Genomic DNA, 18,055 nt, shown 5'->3' with positions numbered 1-18,055 from the left:
TTTTAAAAAGCTGGCAATGCTAACGCATTCCATGCTCCGGGCTGGCGCCCGAGGCGTTACAGTGTATTACAGGGGATTGTTTCAGGTAAGAATGGGTTACCCAAAAGACAAATGCCGCTCGTGAAAGCGGCATTTGGTGGTGATTCATACTAAATAAAGCTTTTGTGTGCAGGTATCTATCAGCTCCGATTTGTTCAAAACCTCATTTAGTATGAATCACCACGCTGGTTCTGCTCAAAAGTGATTTTACTTCACCACTTTCATACAGCGTACTCTGTCTGAAGCCATCCAGCAGTCAGCATCTGCGGGGCAGGCCATTGAAAGAGGAATTTGTTCAGCGCCGGGTGGGCAGTAAGCTGGAGGTGCCGGAGGGCTACAGCAACCTGCTAGAACCAGTGCACTGATAATTCCGATTAAGTACTTGGCTGGAGTGAAATTCATCCCCTAACTCCTTTCCGTTGATGTAGACATTAGCATAGCCAATAAAACGTCACCTGTTGGTCAGCTTTGTAAAATGCTCTCTACAAAGATACCGCCTAGTTGAGTGTAATAGGCGAAGGGATTAAATAGCTGCCAAGCTTAAACTCTGGAAAAAAGTCGTGCCATTTTATTGTGTTTTTGGCCTGTAAAAATCGATTTTTTAGCTTTTGGTCTGATTTTTTGTCTGAAATATTTTCCAGGTTTTTTCAGCTGTTTATCAGTAGGTGAAGGTGTTTGTGAGAGTGATTAATTTTAGAGGTTATTTTATTTTATTGTGGTGCTGGCGTTAATTAATGGCGTGAAATAAAAGGGGGCGCTGTAGGGGTGGATTGGTTTTTTCTACTGAATTTTAATTTTGGTCATGATACTGAAAAGACAATATTCAGTTCCCCGGCAGGGATAGAGGGTGAGGCTAATAAAGGCAGCTCCGTAAAAATAGCGAAACTGCCGTGAACGCACTAGTGGGTGGGCTTGGGGCCGTGCAAAAAGCTGCCGAAGGCCTGGGCCAGGATTTCCTTCCGTGCTGGATCGCGCAATACCGCCAGCAGAGATGCTCGTACCTGGGGAATAAACATCAGGTCGGATAACAACAGGTTAAAGGTACCTTGATCTCCGTTGCCGGCCAGGGCATTGAGCCATAGATTGGCGAATACCGGGTCTTCCAGATCGAGGGCGCAGCGGCTGCCTATCGCCGCAAGTAGCTCTGTGCTTGCAACCGTGTTGGGTGCTTGGAGTAAATGCTGCAGGAATGCCTGGCGCATGCCCTTGGCCGGTGAGTGGGAGATACTGCGTACGGCGGCGGCAATTACGCTGAAATCCGGAGTGTTATCAGTAAGTGCCGCTTTAGCTCGGACTGTGATGGTATCCGCCAATTGGTGATCAATAGACTCGTTTTCCAGGCACTGGCACAAATTGATAAATACTGGCGCTGCGATATTGGGTATTTGACGTAGCAATAAGGCTTTCTCGCTTTCCCAACGGGCGGCTAGATCGGCGATGCCCTGAAGCGCCAGACTTTCCCAGCGTGTTTCCTGTGGATTACGGAAGTAATTGAGTACTGCTTCATAATGTGCGCTAGGCGTGTGTTTCAGCAACAAACCGGTATGGGCGTGAAATGCAGCCTGCCGCTCAGTGGACGGGGTATAAAAGAGGCCACTTTGTTGCAGCAACCGGTCCAGCTGTGCTGCAGATTCAGAGGCCGGCCCCTGTTGCAGCTCCTGTGCCAGTGCTCGCAGCAAGCCATCTCGTGCTTGTAACTGTAATTTGCCCTGCTCGTCGAGAGGGAAGCGCAGGAACCAAACCGCCGGCTCACCACCCTCGGTAGGTTGGAGTAAAAGCCCGGTCCAAGCCTGGCGCAGGTAGGGATGAGGCCAGGGCTTTTGCCCTGCCTCAAAGGCCTCGGCTGTGGACTTGGATACGGACTGCAGGCGCCGACCCAGATCGAACCAGTGCAGGTTGAAGTTTGCCTCTTTTATCAAGGCGCTCAGGGTACCGCTTTCGCTCATAGGGGGTTCTTATCTACTTCCTTAAGATGCAGTGGCCGCGACAGAAATCGGCTTCTGCTTGAAGTGCAGCCAGCCGTAGGCGATTGCCAGCAGTGGGCAAAGGATATTAAACAGGGCATAGGGCAAGTAGGAGAAGGTATAAATGCCCAGTGTGGCGGTCATATAGGCTCCGCAAGTATTCCACGGGATTAGTACCGAGGTAATGGTGCCTGAGTCTTCCAGCGTTCGAGATAAGTTGAGGCCGTGTAGGCCCTTCTCGGCAAAGGCATCGCGGAACATGCGGCCAGGAATAATGATCGCCATATACTGGTCACCAGCGGCGGCGTTCATACCGAAGCAGGTCAGCACAGTGGAGGTTACCAGGCCACCCACAGTTTTAATCCGCGACAGGGTCCAGTTGACGATTACCTGCAGGAAGCCAGCGCGCTCCATGGCGCCGCCGAAGGCCATAGCGGAAGTGATCAGCCACACGGTGTTGAGCATACTGCTCATTCCGCCCTTGGACAGCAGTGCAGCCACATTTTCGTTACTGGATGTGGACTTGTAGCCGTCGAACAGGCTGTACCAGGCGCCCTTTAGTGCTGACAGGGCACCATCATCGCCACCCAGACGGCGAGCGGCTTCCGGTTCGAAAATCAGGGCGATTGCACAACCTACCAGGGAACCGATAATCAGTGTCGGAAAGGCCGGGACCTTGCGCCAGGCCATGGCCAATAGCAATACCAGTGGTAGTAAGCTGACGAGGGAAATCTTGAACTCGCTCTTGAGTGCAGCTAGGAGTGCCTCGATGTCGTTGGCAGAGGCATTGCTTGCTTCGGAAGTAAAGCCAAGGAAAGCAAATGCTATCAGGGCGATCACAAATGCCGGAATCGCGGTCGACATCATGTGGCGGATATGCTGAAACAGGTCGTTGGAGGTTACCGCCGCAGCCACATTGGTTGTGTCGGATAGCGGGGACATCTTGTCACCAAAGTAGGCACCGGAAATCACCGCGCCAGCAGTGACTTCAAGAGATAGTCCCAGGGCGCCGGCAATGCCCATCAGCGCCACACCCAGGGTGCCCGCCGTAGTCCAGCTGGAGCCGATACTTAGGCCCACTACGGCACAGATAATACAGCTGGCTGCATAAAACCATTGGGGGGAGAGGATCTGTACGCCGTAATAGATCATAGAGGGTACGGTACCGGCCAATATCCAGCTACCGATTAATGCCCCCACCGCTAGCAGAATTAGAATAGCGCCGAATACCAGGCCGATGCCATGCAGCATACCGCCTTCCATGTCGTTCCAACTGTGGCCGTTTTTCATTCCCATCAAGGCGACCACACAGGCGCATAACAGCAACGCAATCTGGTTGGGGCCATAGGAAGAGTCGGCGCCATAGAAATACACAGACAGTGACAGCAGGGCGATCAGGACCCCCAGAGGGATCAGCGCATCCAGTAGGCTGGGCGTGCGCGGTTCATTAGTGGGGCTGGCTTGGGACAAGGTGAACTCCTGCTTGACTGCGTGGCTAGGGCCGTATTCGTTATCATTGTTTTTGCCGTCGGCGACGGTTGATCTTCCTATTCTCTCGGCTTGGGGCGGTGAAGTCTACTTTGAATGGTGAATAGAACAGGAGGACCTTTTCACTGACTGAGCCGTCTAAGCATGCTTTCATCACTCCCATCAGGTACTTGATAGGGAGAGGTGCTAGCAGTTCGGCGAGGCTTCCGGTATGTTCTGCGCCGATTTCTTATCCCGGCTACCCTGTGGCCGCACAATAAAATGAGCCTGGGCCATCAGTAGTAGGCCTGGCAGGTAGTGAGTTCATGAGAGCAAGTGAGTTAGACCCCGCTCAATTTGAGGATATGCGCCCTTATCGCGATGATGAAGTGCGCGATGTGCTGGACAGGCTGATCGCCGACCCGGAAATGTCTCATGCCGTAGCGCATTTCCTTTTACCCAAGCTGGCGCGCCTTGAGGGCCCACTGGCCTGGCTGGTCCGCCAGTTCTTGCGCTTTGAGTTCCGCAATGTACGGAATGTGCGCGGTGTGCAGGCGATTGTGGATAAGTACATTGACAAGGTTGTGAGTCGCACGACTTCCGGGCTGACCATTTCTGGGCTGGATACCCTGCCCAGGAACCGCGCTTGTCTGTTTGTGAGCAATCATCGGGATATTGCCATGGACCCGGCATTCGCGATTGTGTCCATGTACAAAGAGGGGCATGAGACTTCGCGTATCGCCATTGGCGACAACCTGCTGAGCAAGCAGTTTGCCAGCGATATCATGAAGCTCAATAAGTGCTTCACAGTCAAGCGCAGCTCCGGCAGCCGTCGTGAGAAACTGGCGGCGGCAAGTCAGTTATCCAATTATATCTACTACTCCATCGTCCATGAAAACGAGCATGTGTGGATTGCTCAGCGCTCGGGTCGGGCCAAAGACGGTATGGATCGTACCAACCCGGCACTCGCGGCTATGTTTGCTATGACCAAAGACCGGGAGACCCCCTTTGCCGAGTATTGGAGAAAACTGCATATAGTGCCGCTGTCAATCTCCTATGAATGGGATCCCTGCGACGGCCAGAAAGCAAAAGAGCTTTATATCACTGAGCACAAGGAAGAGTATAAGAAGGCCAAAAATGAAGACCTTGCCTCTATCGGCAAGGGGGTCATCGGCCAGAAAGGCCGCGTACACACCGCCTTCGGCACCCCGATAGAGGGGGACTTCAACGATGTGAACAGTCTGGCTGAAGAGATTGACCGGCAGATTGTCGGCAATTACGTACTGCACCCTACCAACCTGATCGCCTACGAGATGATTTATGGTGATGTTTCCGGTCTGCCAGTAGGTTACCCATCCAGGCCCTGGAAGCCGAGCGATTACGAGGAAACCCGTGAGAAGTTTAAGGCGCGGATGGCGAAAATTGATAAACGCTGGCGCGACAAGGCTATCCTGGCCTATGCCAATCCGGTGGTATCGCGCCTCGCATTTGAGTAACCGCTGGCAGGGCTTGGTTGGGTAGTGGTGGCGAGAGGGCGCTTAGTGGATAATAGCGCCCCCTGCGCCACTTATTAGCGGATAGATTTTATTCCCCGTGCTCAACGACAAACACAAAAGCGCCATCCAGGTTGCCTACAGTCAATTCCTGTCCAACCGTGGGCTCAAGGCCCGTTACGGGCAGAAGCTTATGGTGGCGGCTATCGCCCGCACCCTTGGGGCAATTACACAGAATGCCAGTGGAGAACGCGACGCAGAAAAGAGCGATGGCGAGCATATCTGTGTCGTGGAAGCCGGTACCGGTACTGGCAAGACGGTGTCCTATCTTCTCGCTGCTATTCCCCTGGCCCAGGCCCAGGATAAAACACTGGTAATTTCTACCGCAACAGTGGCGCTGCAAGAGCAGATTATCTTCAAGGATCTGCCGGAAGTAGCGCACCACAGCGGACTCAAGTTTGAGTACAGTTTGGCCAAGGGGCGCGGTCGCTACCTGTGCCTGTCCAAGCTGGATCAGTTGCTTTCCAGTTTTTCAGCCAGTGGCACCGGTGTTTCTCTTGGGCTCTACGAAGATGAGCTGCCCCAAGTGGAGGCGGAGAGTGTCGCCCTGTACCAGAAGATGACCGACAGTCTGGCTGCCGGCAGCTGGGATGGCGACCGCGATAACTGGCCGGATACAATTGAAGCCGACGACTGGAGCCGGGTAACCACCGACCATCGACAGTGCAGCGGCCGTCGCTGCCCCCATGTCACCAATTGCAGTTTCTTCCGCGCGCGCGAGAGCTTGGGCAAGACCCAGGTAATTGTCGCCAACCACGACCTGTTGCTGGCAGATCTGGCCCTGGGTGGTGGTGCCATACTGCCGCCACCGGAAGAGACGATTTATGTGCTCGATGAAGCACACCACTTGCCGGACAAGGCCCTCAATCATTTCTCTCACCACAGTCGAGTCGGCGCTTCTACCGGCTGGCTGGATCAGGCCAATAAAGCGCTTGGGCAGATGCTGGGGGAAATTGGCGATGGTGCGGAACTGGACCGCTGCGCAGAGCAGCTTCCGGCGGTGCTGACTTCCGCCAAGCAGGGTCTCGAGCAGATGTGGCCTCTGATTGAGGAACTGTGCGAATTCGAGGATGAGCGCGGCAACACCACGCGACACCGGTTCGAGGGCGGGGTAGTGCCGGACGCTATGGCACAGTTGGCAGAAAAGCTGCGCGAGGACTTCGACGAGCTGGAAAGCCTGTTCAATAAGATGTTGCAAACAGCCCAGCGGATGCTGGAAGACGCCCACTCGCCTGTGCCGATCGTGGACCTGGAGCGCTGGTATCCGCAGTTGGGTAGCTGGTATGGCCGCGCCGAGGCGAACCTGCAGCTCTGGGCGAATTACGCCCGTCCTGATGCCAGTGGCGCATTGCCGCAGGCGCGCTGGGTCACTCTGGTGGACTGGGGTGGTTCGACAGATTTCGAGGTGTGCAGCTCGCCGATACTGGCGGGCAAGACCCTGGAATACAGCCTGTGGCGGCGCTGTTATGGTGCAGTACTGACCTCGGCCACGCTGACAGCACTGGGTAAATTCGACCGTTTGCGTATGCGTGCCGGCACCCCGGAAAATGCTAGCTATCAAGTGGTGCCTAGTCCCTTTGATTTCTCCCGCGCCACCCTGCAGGTACCGGCCAGCGCAGTGGATGCGGGCAAAGCCGACCAGCACACCGATGCTGTGATCGATGCGCTGCCGGATTTACTCAAAGACAGCGGTGGCTCCCTGGTGCTGTTTTCCTCCCGCAGGCAGATGGAAACCGTGTACGAGGCGCTACCCGGTACCTGGCGTAACCGTATCCTGATGCAGGGACAGAAGTCCCGTCAGCATTTGCTGGATAGTCACCGTGAAATTATTGATGGCGGTGGCAGCAGTGTCCTGTTCGGGCTCGCCAGTTTTGCCGAGGGGGTGGACCTCCCCGGAGATTATTGCCGCCACGTGGTAATCGCCAAGTTGCCTTTTGCGGTGCCGGACGATCCTATCGAGGCGGCCCTGGCAGAGTGGATTGAGGCCAAGGGCGGTAATCCCTTTATGCAGATTACTGTGCCCGATGCAGCGCTAAAGCTGGTGCAGGCTTGCGGGCGCCTACTGCGCGCGGAGGGAGACACCGGCACTGTAACCCTGCTGGATAGACGGGTTGTTTCCCGGCGCTATGGCCAGGCGATACTCAATTCACTGCCACCGTTTACTCGTCATATCGAATAACCTGTTTAATGGCCCTACTTTTACTCGCAGCAGAATTAAGAGCGGCGGGGTGTGGGAATCTTTTTGCTGCCCGGGCCGGGCAGCCCGAGGTACTGGATCGCATGCAAGCTATTTACTCCGAAGTCGCCGATCAATTGTTGCAGCTTGAGGGGGAGTTGCGCCGTTTGGAATTGTGGCAGGGGGAGGCGCCACCGGCAGAGGCCCTGGCCAGCACCGAGCCCTTCTGTGTAGATACCCTGACGCTGCCGCAGTGGCTGCAATTTATCTTCCTGCCGCGTATGCAGATGATGATCGAACAGGAGGTGCCTCTGCCCCGCGAATGCGGCATTGCGCCTATTGCCGAGGAGTTTTTCAAAGGTCGTGGTGGAGCCGCAGAGCTGGTCGCGATCCTTGAGGCGATTGATCAGCGCCTACAGCGCGGCTAATTGGTGGGGCGAAGATACCCACCCGGTATTACCTGTCAGGTGTCGGATATTCAGTTCTCTCCTGACCCAGTGAGGTTGTCTGTCTGTTATCCGTCACTGGATCGCAAAGATCTGGCGCGCGTCACATTGTGGCGCTTGCATAGTCCGTCTAGAGGAACATCCCTGTTCACTGGGCTGTGTCATAGGCTAATATCGACTTTTTGCCTGGCGTGGGCAGGAATTTCTCCGCTTGCTGCCGTGAACACTGAAGAGACGGTGTGGTCGGATTGGAATGCTAATGGGGCTAGAGGTAATCGTTAGGATGCAGAAATTTTCCCTTCTGTGGTTATTGGTGGCGGCCCAGCTGATGGTGGGCTGCCAATCACTGTTGTATCCCGGTCAGGAGCGCCCTCAGGCGTCGCCAGCAGGGGCGCAGGCGACGGAGCCGCAGAGTGAAAGGGCACACTGCCCAGAACCCGTAGAAGTGATTTGCGCCAAGCCCGAAGTCAGGGTTGTAGAAAAGGTTATCGAACGAAGCGTAGAAAAAGTAGTCGAAGTGCCCGTTGCCAAGGACAAGTTGGTGCTCGGAGCTGTGGAACAGGTCTCTATCGAGCCCTCTGGCCTGGTAATAGAATCCATTGTCGATACAGGTTCACCGACTTCCACCCTGCGTGCCCAGGCATTGACCCGCTTCGAGCGCGATGGCGAAGACTGGATCAGAATCCAGCTGGCCAAGGCGAAAGGTGATGACAAAGCCAAGCCCGTCTCTGTGGAATTGCCGATCAAGCGGCATATTCGCGCGACTAGGCTCGGCTTTCCAAGCCAGCGTCGCCCGATTGTGGAGATGAACCTCACCGTGGGGGATGTCACCCACATGGTAGAGGTCAGCCTGACAGACGAGGGCGGCACTGATGTTTTGATGCTGCTGGGACGCAATTTCCTCAAAGATGCCGCGGTTGTCGATGTGAGCCGTCGCAATGTCCAGGGCCCACCCCGCATGTCTGGGGGCAAGTAGGCCGAGTTAAAAGTTAGGTTCCAGTTGGAATCGTAGATTTACGGGGAAGGGCGAATGTCGCCGCGTGTCCAAGTTTATGTCATTGCGGCATTGCTCGCATTGATAGGAGCGGGTCTCACCGCTTACAAGCATTTCGAATTGGGTTTTCCACTGTTACCGGGTGAATACCGCACGGTCTGGACCATTGAGGCCAAAGTGGGCTTTGATGCTGAAGGCGGACCAGTGAAGGCGGCTCTAACCCTGCCGCGCGAGCAGCATAATATGGAAATCCTCGGGGAGACATTCAGCTCCTCCGGTTTCGGTTTTTACATCGCACGTGAAAATGATGAATACCGGGCTATTTGGACACGCCGCTCAGCCGAGGGCGCCCAATCGTTGTTCTACCAGCTGGACGTTTACCAGACACCCGGCGCCGCCCTTGAACAACCCCTGAGCCTCAGCACTGAAGTGCAAAAACCTTTCCTCGGTGCTCGTGAGCAGGAAGCGGTGCGTTTGGCGATCAATTCGCTGGTGGAGCAAGCCCGCGAGCGTTCCTCTGATGTTGAATCCTTTACTACCCAGCTGCTATTTGAATTGAATGACGATGGCAACCAGGACCGTAACCTGGTCTTCCGTCATTATGCCGATAGCTCATTAGTCGATGTAGCTCTGTTGATGCTGGCTACTGCTGATATCCCCGCCCATCGAATTCGCGGCCTTTACCTGGAGGATGATCGCCGCCGGCTGGCTCCCGAGGATCTGCTCGAAGTATACGATGGTAACCGCTGGATCGTATTTGAACCCAGCAGTGGCATGCCCGGTGTACCGGAGAACTTCTTTATCTGGCAGCGCGGTGGCAAAAGCCTGCTGGATCTGGAAGGTGGCCGCAATTCCCAGGTGACCTTCTCTGTCATTGCCAACGATGTGCCCGCGCGAGATGTTTCCATGCGCAGTACCAGCCAGGATAAAGAGGCTCTGGTGGACTTCTCTATCTACAGTCTGCCCATTGAACAACAGAGTATTTTCAAGCTGATCCTGCTGGTGCCGGTGGGTGCTCTGGTGGTGGTATTGCTGCGTGTCTTTGTGGGGCTGCGCACCTCTGGCACATTTATGCCGGTACTGCTCGCGATTGCCTTTATTGAAACCCAGCTGATTACCGGCCTGGCAATCTTTACCCTGATTTTGATCCTTGGGCTTTGGGTGCGCTTCTATTTAAGTCGGCTCAACCTGCTACTAGTGTCGAGGATCGCTGCCGTGGTGGTCACGGTGGTGCTCATAATGGGGGTGATCAGCGTGGTCAGTTTCAAGCTCGGTATTGAGCAGGCACTGACGGTGACCTTTTTCCCGATGATTATCCTGGCCTGGACCATCGAACGTATGTCGATTGTGTGGGAGGAGGATGGACCCTATGAGGTGATTGTCCAGGCCGGTGGCAGCCTTTTAGTGGCGGTGTTGGCCTGGTGGGTGATGACCAACCGCTATGTGGAGCACTGGACGTTCAACTTCCCTGAACTTTTGTTGGTGTTGCTGGGCTTTATTCTGGTGGTCGGCAACTACACCGGTTATCGACTCAGCGAGCTGATGCGCTTTCGGCCACTGGTCAAGTAGGGGATTGCCATGCTCCACTTTTCTTTTAAACATCTGATCAACAAAGTACGCGGCGGAATGGTTTCACCGCTGACTCTGCATGATATGGGTGTGCTGGGCATGAACGCGCGCAATATCAATTACATTGCGCGCTATAACGACCGCAAAAAATTCCCCATCGTCGATGACAAACTGAACACCAAACACGCTGCCAGGCGCGCTGATATCCCAGTACCGGAACTGATTGAATCCTTCGAAACTCCGGCCAGTCGCAAACGTGTTATGGAGGTGATTGATCCCCTCTGGAAATTTGTGATCAAGCCGGCACGAGGGTCTGGTGGCAAAGGGATTTTGGTGATTGCCGGACGCAATGGTGACAAGTACAAGAAAATTTCCGGGTCGGAAGTTGAGGCGCTCGATATCCTGCGCCACGTCAATAATATCCATAGCGGCCTTTATAGCCTTGGTGGCAAGCCCGACCGGGTAATGGTGGAAGCCCTGGTTGATTTTGATCCGGTCTTCCAGGATTATTCTTTTGAGGGCGTGCCGGATATTCGAGTGATTGTATTCCGCGGTTTCCCGGTGATGGCGATGCTGCGCTGCTCCACACACGACTCTGACGGCAAGGCCAACCTGCATCAGGGTGCTGTGGGTGTGGGCATCGACCTGGCTACCGGGCGGAGTTGCCACGCAGTACAGCGGGGGCTGCGCATTAATCGCCACCCGGATACCGAAGTGCATTTCGATAAGCTCAAGGTACCAGGTTGGTATGACTTGGTGCGTCTGGCCGCGAGTTGTTACGAAATGACTGATCTCGGTTATCTGGGCTGCGATATTGTCCTGGACCGTGAACGGGGCCCGCTGCTCTTGGAGGCCAATGCCCGTCCCGGCCTGGCGATCCAGGTGGCCAATGGTGTGGGCTTGCGCCAACGCTTGAAGTTCATTGAAGAGCTGGACGAAGACATGCTCAATAAGAATGTGGATGAGCGCGTGGCATTTTCGATGCGGAAATTTACGGCGGATACGGTTGATTGATAAATCCGGCGCAACCATCGGTTGCGCTCTGCGGCCCATTTTAGTGGTAATACCTGACCTGCTGTTAAGTCGTGGCTGCTGACTCTATCCGGAACTGCTTCATTAAAGTGCGCAGGCGCTTGCTTTGCATTTTCAGGCTGTACTCCACCTCTTTAATCTTACTTTGAATGGTCACCAGCTTCCATTTCTCTGCGAGCTGCTCACCATGACATTGGGCGCTTTGTAATTGCAGTTTTTTCCAGTGGTCCATGCTTTTGGAAAACTGTGTCGACTCATTTTTCAGGAGTTGCAGCCACTCCTCCTTGTGCTCGCTAATCGCAAGTTTTCTCTCGGCTTGTCTGAATTGTACGCTGAGCTTTGCCTTTTGAATCTGTATCGGGGATGCAATTTTCAGATTGTAGGTAATCCGCAACCAGCTCAATAATTTGATTACCCATTTAGTCGGGTCGTAGTGATACCAGTGAATGCCATTGCGATAGTCAGTTTGAAAGGCGTGGTGGTAATTGTGATAGCCCTCCCCGCATAAAAAAAGGTTAACAAAAGAGTTGTCCCTGGCACTGATATCGTCTTTATAGGGGCGTTGGCCCCACATGTGTGCGAGTGAGTTGACCATAAAAGTTGTGTGGTGATTGACTACCAGGCGGAGAACTCCGGCGAGCAGAAGCATGCCAATAACATCACCAGTGAGCAGACCCAGGACTAAGAGAATCCCCAGGTTCATCGAGATGGCGATGGCGGTATAGTAGTTGTGTTGCCACATTACAATCTTGTCCTGCTTGAGGTCTGGGACATTCTTATAATCGAGGTCGTTACTCGGATATTTTTGCATCATCCAATCGATATGGGAAAACCAGAAGCCGCGCATTGCCGAGTAGGGGTCGCGGTCATTATCATCGGTATAGCGGTGGTGATTTCGGTGGCCCGCAGACCAATTTAGTATGCTGTCTTGTATGGCCGCTGCACTGAACAGGGCGAAGAACAAACGTAGAGACCAATGTGCATCATAACTTCGGTGCGACCACATACGGTGGGTTCCCGCCGATATAGAGAAAGCGCACAGACCACCAAAAATGGCAAATGCTAACCACTGGTACCAGTGATATCCGTACATAACCCCATAAATCGGCACGGCAGTCAGCGCCAGTATGCCGGTAGTGGCAAACAGTAATGTAGATGGCCAGAAGCGTTTTAGTTTGGTGGTGTTTGCTGGATAAACTGTGCTCATAACCTGACTCTTTCTGCGGTTTTACCTCATATTTCTCTAGGCCAGGCTGGTAAAGAAGTGCTAGCCATCCGGTGAAGTACTGCCGAAACGCTTTCTTGTTAGTCCGGGCCGTGCATCAAGCACGTAGCTTGATTTGTCGCGGAGAGTTTGCGGGCCAGTGTAGCAAGCAGGGTTGAAAAGCCTGGATGACTTTTTCACTAAGCTCTTAAAGTAAAGTCCTGTAACGCTATTGAGGTTCAATCGGCATTAATAAAGATCATAGTACTTAGATGGTAGTAGAGTGAGGCGGGGACGGGCTGGTCGATACGGTCGAGAGATGGATTCCTCCGGGGTGTGGAGATATATCCGGTATTAGATAGGTGTTCTGTTGCTGGCAAATTGGCCTGATTGGAAGTGCAAGGCTTCTGGCAGGTATTAGTGGTTGGCTTTCCAATAAAGCGTGCAGGCCGCAGACGATATGGCCTTCGCTGTATCGGTAGTCATTTCCATACTAATTGATAATTTTAATTTCTTTAGGCTGCTGTTGAGCTGGAAGTAAAATAGACAAATATCTTTCCGTTTTACTTTCGCAGTTAGCTCAATTTATCGGGAATATAATTGTGCGGAAATACGATTTTGCTGACATTTTGCCGCTTTGGGGGGCGATAGCATAGCTCTTTGCGGGATGAGCCTGTAGTCGTGCCCAGTTGTTGAATGAACATTGTTTTTTAATTTTCAGCACTGGTTAGTTTTTTTGTTGCATTACATTTGTGTATCTGGAGCTTGATGCTTTTTTTTGGTGCATAAATCAAGCTGGAAGACTTTATTGGTTCACCTTTTTGTGACTTTTGGCAATTGGATGTACAAATACCCCGTTGTGGAAAGTTGGCACAGCGCTTGCTTGGTTTATTAGTGCGGGAAGCATGACCCGCACTTCGGGAAGGATGCACGGGGTTATGGCAAACCGTCTCCTCTGGGTAACTTCCCGTTTTCTCTCATCATCGCTGATTATGGCCCCGCTTTGCGGGGCCTTTTTTTGTCAAAAAGTTGCAGTAACTACAATTCTTTAAGTTTGTGACCTCTTGTAGAATTCCCGCAGATATTAGTGCAGGGTGAATAGACGCCCTTTTCACTACTCGGTATAAATGGCCGGGTATTACCGCAAGCGAATTCCAACAAATTGAGCGCAGTGTGTCCGAGTCCCAAGTTTCAGACCAACCCCCCCTCCTTTCCAGCTGGCAACCTCCGATGAGTTGCATACTCTGGATGCTGTCCGACTTACTCGACAGGCTCATCACCTGCAGGGACTTTTGCAGGATGTCGACTGTGGGTTGTGGGAGTGGCACTTGAAAACCGGGGCTCAGCGGGCCCAAGGAGATATTTGGCTTCTGTTTGCCGATAGCGCCCGGAGTGCCCTGAAATCCCTGTGGACAGGCAGTGAATTGCGGCGGGTTCATATAGATGAGCGCGACCGTATTTTTACGTTGCGCGCGAAAATAAATGGCGTTGGAGGGTATTTTGATACCACTTTCCGTGCCTATGATATTTCCGGTCAGCTGCGCTGGTTGCGGGTGTGGGGGCGGACTGTCAACACCGCTGGTTCCGATGGAGTGGTGGCTATTGGCAGTTGTGCTGATTACAGTGAGGCCCTATCCCAGCGCTACCTGATGAATCTACCTGGAGAACGACCACTGCAGGCGCTCTCAGGGGTTGGAGACGGCTTGTGGGAATGGGACCTGCGCGCTGATGAGATGGTGTTGGATGATGCATGCTGGAGTATTCTCGGCTACGAGGTGAGTCCTATCCGCAGTATTGGCCGTTCGGCGGCAGCGCAGTGGAAGGCCAGGGTACTGTCTGAGGATTTCCCCCGGGTTGAACAGTCCATGCAGGATCATGTGCGCGAGCGCCAGCCCCTCGATATGGAGTTTCGCTTGTGGCGCTCTGACGGCAGTATTGTCTGGGTGCGTTGTCGGGGTAAAGCCCAGCTCAATAGTCGCGGCCAGCCGGTGAGGGTACTCGGTACACTGCAGGATGTCAGTGTCAGCCGCGAGGCCCTATCGCGGGTGGAAAGGGAGTTGCAGCAGCAGCGCGAGGAGAATGCCCATCGCGCAGACCTGCTTTTCAGCTTGAGTCACGAGCTGCGCACGCCACTGAACGCGATACTGGGTTACAGCCAGATGGTGGAGTTGGACCAGACGCTTAACTCTAATCAGCGCCAAAGAATGGGGGAAATCCGCCGTGCAGGGCAGCACCTGCTGCACCTGGTGGGGGATGTGCTGGAGTTGGCCCGCATCGACAGCCGGCGTCTCGGCCCTTCCATGGAATCCATTCGTCCGGCGGAGCTGGTGGCGGAATGCAAGCGCTTGCTGGAACCCCTGGCCGAAACCCGGCGGGTGAGTCTTGTGTTCGAGCCGCTGGGCTGGGAATCCGCCTATATCTGTGCAGACCCGGTGCGTTACAAGCAGGTCGTGTTGAATCTCGCCGGCAATGCAGTGAAATACAACCGTGAAAGTGGCCGGGTTATTATTAATTTTGCTCCTCAGGCTGAAGGTTGGTTACGCCTGAGTATTCTCGATACCGGCAAGGGTATTCCGCCGGAGCGGCGTACCGAGGTATTTGAGCCGTTTAATCGGTTGGGGGAGGAGAAAGGGCATATCGAAGGCACTGGTGTGGGTCTTGCAATCGCCAAACGTTTGACAGAAGCCATGGGTGGGCGTATTGATTTCGACAGTCACGAGGGGCAGGGGTCGGTTTTTTGGATTGAGTTTCCAATGATTGATGCCCCGGATGCGCTGATGTCTTTCTCGACCCAGCCGGAGCTGCCACCAAGGTTGCCGGAAGGACGATTGCTGCTTGTGGATAACCGTCCTGCTGCCGCGAGCAGATTGAAAGATATGTTGAAAGGCAGCGAGCAAATCCAGTGTCTGGTGGCTTCGGATGTCGTAGAGGCAATTTTTATCGCGCGTACTATGAACCCCGATGTGCTGTTATTCCACAGCGAGGTGCCGGGAATGTCGGCTGCGGATCTGGTGCGAATCCTGGAAGAGGATATTTCTACCAGGGCGACGCGCTTTGTTATTGTTGGTGAAAACCCAACCGGGGAGAGTCACCCGACGCTGCCGGATCAATTTGATTTTATGCAGTTGTCGAGGTTGCTGGTGGAAACCCTTACTCGAAAGGGCCGACCTGCCTGAGAGCTCTTGTGATTCAGTGGCAAGGCCAGGGATTTACCCGGTTGGTAGCCGGGTAAATCCCGCGGATAGAATTAGCGAATTCCACCCATATGCTTGCCCACGATTTGCACCAAAGGCTTGAAGACTTTAGGGGTCGCGCAAACCAGGTGGCCCGAGTCGAGGTAGTCCTCTCCTCCGCGGAAATCGCTGATCAGGCCACCGGCCTCTTTCACCAGAAGTGAGCCAGCAGCGATATCCCAGCTGTTCAGGTACATCTCCCAGAAACCGTCAAAGCGGCCGGCCGCAACATAGGCCAGATCCAAGGCGGCGGCACCGGGGCGGCGGATGCCGGCTGTTTGCCCGGCAATTTCCTTCAATGCGGAGAGGTAGGGATCGATATTTTCCAGGGCGGGGCCATTGAAAGGCAGGCCGGTGCCGATCAGGGCGCCGCGCATCCCCTGGCGAGGTGATACGCGAATGCGACGACCATTCAGGGCCGCGCCGCGGCCGCGGCTCGCGGTGAATTCCTCACGCTTGATGGGGTCGAGCACCACTGCGTGCTCAATGCGACCGCGATAACGGCAGGCGATGGAAACCGCGAACTGGGGAACGCCGTGAATAAAGTTGGTGGTGCCGTCGAGGGGATCGATGATCCATTCGTAGTCGGGCTCGGCGCCTTCCAGCAGACCGCTTTCTTCGGCGCGAATGCTGTGCTTGGGGTAGGCCTTGCGCAGGTGGTAAATGATCTCCTGCTCACTGGCTTTGTCCACTTCGGTGACGAAATCGTTGCGCGTCTTTTCCTCGAATTTCATCAGGTCGCCGCGCTCCCAGGCCCGTTCGATCAGTTCTCCGGCCTTGCGCGCTGCGCGCAGGGCAATATTTAGCATGGGTTCCATAACTATTCCGCACTAAGTGGTTGATGGGGTTAAAAAGCAGGCCGCAGGTTGACTGCGGCGGACGCGATTGTAGGGATTCCCATCCATTTTTGCTACACTCGCGCGCCCCCATGACACCGAATTATTGTTTTCAGTATGGCTAAGTCCCCCGTAGATACGACTCCGCTCAAGGCGCTCGACAATGTGCGCGTAGTCCTGGTTAACAGTGCCCACCCCGGTAATATCGGCGGCGCGGCGCGAGCCCTGAAGAATATGGGCCTGAGCCAGTTGTACCTGGTGGCACCGCGAGAATTCCCCGCAGCCAACGCCGTCTGGCGCGCGGCCGGAGCGGCAGAGCTGCTCGACAGCGCCGTGGTGGTAGACACACTGGAGGAGGCCGTTGCGGACTGTGGACTTGTAGTCGCAACCAGTGCCCGCGAGCGCCGTATACCCTGGCCGCTGCTGACCCCGCGCCAGTGCGGCGAACGCGCAGTGAGCGAGGCGTCCAGCCATCCAGTCGCACTGGTGTTTGGTCGTGAGGACCGCGGCCTGACCAATGAGGAGCTGCAGGCCTGTAATTTCCATGTGCATATTCCGGCGAATCCGGAGTACAGCTCTCTCAATCTGGCCACGGCGGTGCAGGTGTTGGCGTACGAAGTACGCATGGCTGCCCTGGAAGCCGAAAAGGGTGGGGCGTTGAGCTATTCCGACTGGGACCGTCCGCCGGCCAAGGCCAGCGATATGGAGCTTTATTTTGAACACCTGCAGCAATCTCTTGGCGAATTGGGCTTTATCGACCCCGATAACCCCCGCCAGACCATGACCCGCCTGCGCAGACTGTTCAGTCGGGTACGCCCGGATGATATGGAGCTGGGTATCTTGCGCGGTATGTTGACGTCCATCCAGAACCACATCCACCGCACTGGTGGCAAGGGGCGACCAGACTGAGTAAATACCCGAGTTGGGCGGGGGGTTATATACTTGACTGTAGTGCTGGGTTATTCCATACTCGCGCCCCGTTGGAAAAGGGCTGTACATCAGTTGGGAGCTGATATGCGTTTGACTACTAAAGGCCGCTATGCGGTCACCGCCATGCTGGATCTGGCTCTGCATGCAGAGCGTGGACCGATCAGTCTGGCGGATATTTCCAAGCGCCAGGGCATTTCCCTGTCTTATCTGGAACAGTTGTTTTCCCGTCTGCGCCAATCCGGGCTGGTTTCCAGCGTGCGTGGCCCCGGCGGAGGTTACCGCCTTGCCCGTGATGGCGAGGAAATTTTTGTCGCTCAGATTATCGATGCGGTAAATGAGTCAGTGGACGCCACCAGCTGTGGTGGCAATGCGGACTGCGCTAACGGCGAGCAGTGCCTGACTCACTACCTCTGGTCTGATTTGAGCGACCAGATTCACGGCTTCCTGAGTGGTATCAGTCTGGCCAATCTGGTAGCTCGTGCAGAAGTTCAGGAAGTGGCGCGCCGGCAGGATATGCGCGATGCGCCGGAAGAACGCGTCGCTGTACTCGGCGGACTGTAAGTACCGGTCCAGTCTGGACCGGGCGGGACATTTTGAGATTTATTGAGCGGA

The 18,055-nt window shown here is 54.6% G+C and carries 14 protein-coding genes; 9 read left to right on the top strand and 5 right to left on the bottom strand.

Translation table 11 applies throughout. The annotated features are described in order from the left end of the window. Window positions 1-246: 246 nt before the first annotated feature. The 3 genes from GL2_RS21375 to nhaC all read right to left on the bottom strand — a co-directional run bounded on the left by GL2_RS21375 (window position 247) and on the right by nhaC (window position 3,473). Window positions 247-441, bottom strand: a complete 195-nt coding sequence (locus GL2_RS21375) for a hypothetical protein (protein WP_157533369.1) — start codon at window positions 439-441, stop codon at window positions 247-249. A 497-nt stretch (window positions 442-938) separates the two neighbouring features. Beyond that, a complete protein-coding gene (locus GL2_RS01920; RefSeq protein ID WP_143729040.1) occupies window positions 939-1,985 on the bottom strand; it encodes a DUF3549 family protein in 1,047 nt (348 codons plus the stop codon). Window positions 1,986-2,006: 21 nt separating this feature from the next. Then, window positions 2,007-3,473, bottom strand: coding sequence for a Na+/H+ antiporter NhaC (gene nhaC, locus GL2_RS01915; RefSeq protein ID WP_143729039.1), 1,467 nt, complete (start codon window positions 3,471-3,473; stop codon window positions 2,007-2,009). 323 nt (window positions 3,474-3,796) lie between these two features. On the opposite strand from nhaC, the gene GL2_RS01910 reads away from it, so the two are divergent. From GL2_RS01910 to GL2_RS01885, 6 genes are all read left to right on the top strand, one after another. Further along, window positions 3,797-4,966 carry a 1-acyl-sn-glycerol-3-phosphate acyltransferase gene (locus GL2_RS01910; RefSeq protein ID WP_143729038.1) on the top strand — a complete coding sequence of 390 codons (1,170 nt, stop codon included), beginning with the start codon at window positions 3,797-3,799 and terminating at the stop codon, window positions 4,964-4,966. Between the two features lie 97 nt (window positions 4,967-5,063). Continuing rightward, a complete protein-coding gene (gene dinG, locus GL2_RS01905) occupies window positions 5,064-7,202 on the top strand; it encodes an ATP-dependent DNA helicase DinG (protein WP_143729037.1) in 2,139 nt (712 codons plus the stop codon). Window positions 7,203-7,210: 8 nt separating this feature from the next. Further along, the gene (locus GL2_RS01900) at window positions 7,211-7,627 is read left to right on the top strand and encodes a YqcC family protein (RefSeq protein WP_232053738.1); all 417 of its coding nucleotides are present in this window, start codon (window positions 7,211-7,213) and stop codon (window positions 7,625-7,627) included. A gap of 301 nt (window positions 7,628-7,928) precedes the next feature. Then, a complete protein-coding gene (locus tag GL2_RS01895; protein ID WP_172621025.1) occupies window positions 7,929-8,621 on the top strand; it encodes a RimK/LysX family protein in 693 nt (230 codons plus the stop codon). 54 nt (window positions 8,622-8,675) lie between these two features. After that, window positions 8,676-10,208: an inactive transglutaminase family protein gene (locus tag GL2_RS01890; protein ID WP_143729034.1), complete on the top strand. Its 1,533-nt coding sequence runs from the start codon at window positions 8,676-8,678 to the stop codon at window positions 10,206-10,208. A 9-nt stretch (window positions 10,209-10,217) separates the two neighbouring features. Beyond that, on the top strand, window positions 10,218-11,222 hold the full coding sequence (locus GL2_RS01885; RefSeq protein WP_143729033.1) for an alpha-L-glutamate ligase-like protein: 1,005 nt from the start codon (window positions 10,218-10,220) through the stop codon (window positions 11,220-11,222). A 64-nt stretch (window positions 11,223-11,286) separates the two neighbouring features. Here GL2_RS01885 and GL2_RS01880 read toward each other — a convergent pair whose 3' ends face one another. Next, on the bottom strand, window positions 11,287-12,447 hold the full coding sequence (locus GL2_RS01880) for a fatty acid desaturase (protein ID WP_143729032.1): 1,161 nt from the start codon (window positions 12,445-12,447) through the stop codon (window positions 11,287-11,289). Between the two features lie 1,325 nt (window positions 12,448-13,772). Here GL2_RS01880 and GL2_RS01875 point away from each other — a divergent pair. Beyond that, on the top strand, window positions 13,773-15,620 hold the full coding sequence (locus GL2_RS01875; RefSeq protein WP_232053737.1) for a hybrid sensor histidine kinase/response regulator: 1,848 nt from the start codon (window positions 13,773-13,775) through the stop codon (window positions 15,618-15,620). A gap of 71 nt (window positions 15,621-15,691) precedes the next feature. Here the strand turns inward: GL2_RS01875 and GL2_RS01870 are convergent, their stop codons facing one another. Beyond that, the gene (locus GL2_RS01870) at window positions 15,692-16,495 is read right to left on the bottom strand and encodes an inositol monophosphatase family protein (RefSeq protein ID WP_143729031.1); all 804 of its coding nucleotides are present in this window, start codon (window positions 16,493-16,495) and stop codon (window positions 15,692-15,694) included. A gap of 135 nt (window positions 16,496-16,630) precedes the next feature. On the opposite strand from GL2_RS01870, the gene trmJ reads away from it, so the two are divergent. Together trmJ and iscR are read left to right on the top strand one after the other, a co-directional pair. Further along, window positions 16,631-17,422, top strand: coding sequence for a tRNA (cytosine(32)/uridine(32)-2'-O)-methyltransferase TrmJ (gene trmJ / locus GL2_RS01865; protein ID WP_143729030.1), 792 nt, complete (start codon window positions 16,631-16,633; stop codon window positions 17,420-17,422). Between the two features lie 105 nt (window positions 17,423-17,527). Continuing rightward, window positions 17,528-18,004, top strand: coding sequence for a Fe-S cluster assembly transcriptional regulator IscR (iscR, locus tag GL2_RS01860; RefSeq protein WP_143729029.1), 477 nt, complete (start codon window positions 17,528-17,530; stop codon window positions 18,002-18,004). Window positions 18,005-18,055 lie beyond the last annotated feature (51 nt).

Source organism: Microbulbifer sp. GL-2 (genome assembly GCF_007183175.1).
Taxonomy (GTDB): domain Bacteria; phylum Pseudomonadota; class Gammaproteobacteria; order Pseudomonadales; family Cellvibrionaceae; genus Microbulbifer.
Note: the sequence above shows the minus strand (reverse complement) of the source record. Positions and strands in the feature narration are given on the sequence as shown.

Bases quoted from the DNA above. Each gene is read 5' to 3' on its own strand.
- GL2_RS01895 (WP_172621025.1), top strand. From the start codon at position 7,929: ATGCAGAAATTTTCCCTTCTGTGGTTATTGGTGGCGGCCCAGCTGATG.
- GL2_RS21375 (WP_157533369.1), bottom strand. From the start codon at position 441: ATGAATTTCACTCCAGCCAAGTACTTAATCGGAATTATCAGTGCACTG.
- GL2_RS01920 (WP_143729040.1), bottom strand. From the start codon at position 1,985: ATGAGCGAAAGCGGTACCCTGAGCGCCTTGATAAAAGAGGCAAACTTC.
- GL2_RS01870 (WP_143729031.1), bottom strand. From the start codon at position 16,495: ATGGAACCCATGCTAAATATTGCCCTGCGCGCAGCGCGCAAGGCCGGA.
- GL2_RS01900 (WP_232053738.1), top strand. From the start codon at position 7,211: ATGGCCCTACTTTTACTCGCAGCAGAATTAAGAGCGGCGGGGTGTGGG.
- GL2_RS01885 (WP_143729033.1), top strand. From the start codon at position 10,218: ATGCTCCACTTTTCTTTTAAACATCTGATCAACAAAGTACGCGGCGGA.
- iscR (WP_143729029.1), top strand. From the start codon at position 17,528: ATGCGTTTGACTACTAAAGGCCGCTATGCGGTCACCGCCATGCTGGAT.
- GL2_RS01880 (WP_143729032.1), bottom strand. From the start codon at position 12,447: ATGAGCACAGTTTATCCAGCAAACACCACCAAACTAAAACGCTTCTGG.
- GL2_RS01890 (WP_143729034.1), top strand. From the start codon at position 8,676: ATGTCGCCGCGTGTCCAAGTTTATGTCATTGCGGCATTGCTCGCATTG.
- GL2_RS01910 (WP_143729038.1), top strand. From the start codon at position 3,797: ATGAGAGCAAGTGAGTTAGACCCCGCTCAATTTGAGGATATGCGCCCT.
- trmJ (WP_143729030.1), top strand. From the start codon at position 16,631: ATGGCTAAGTCCCCCGTAGATACGACTCCGCTCAAGGCGCTCGACAAT.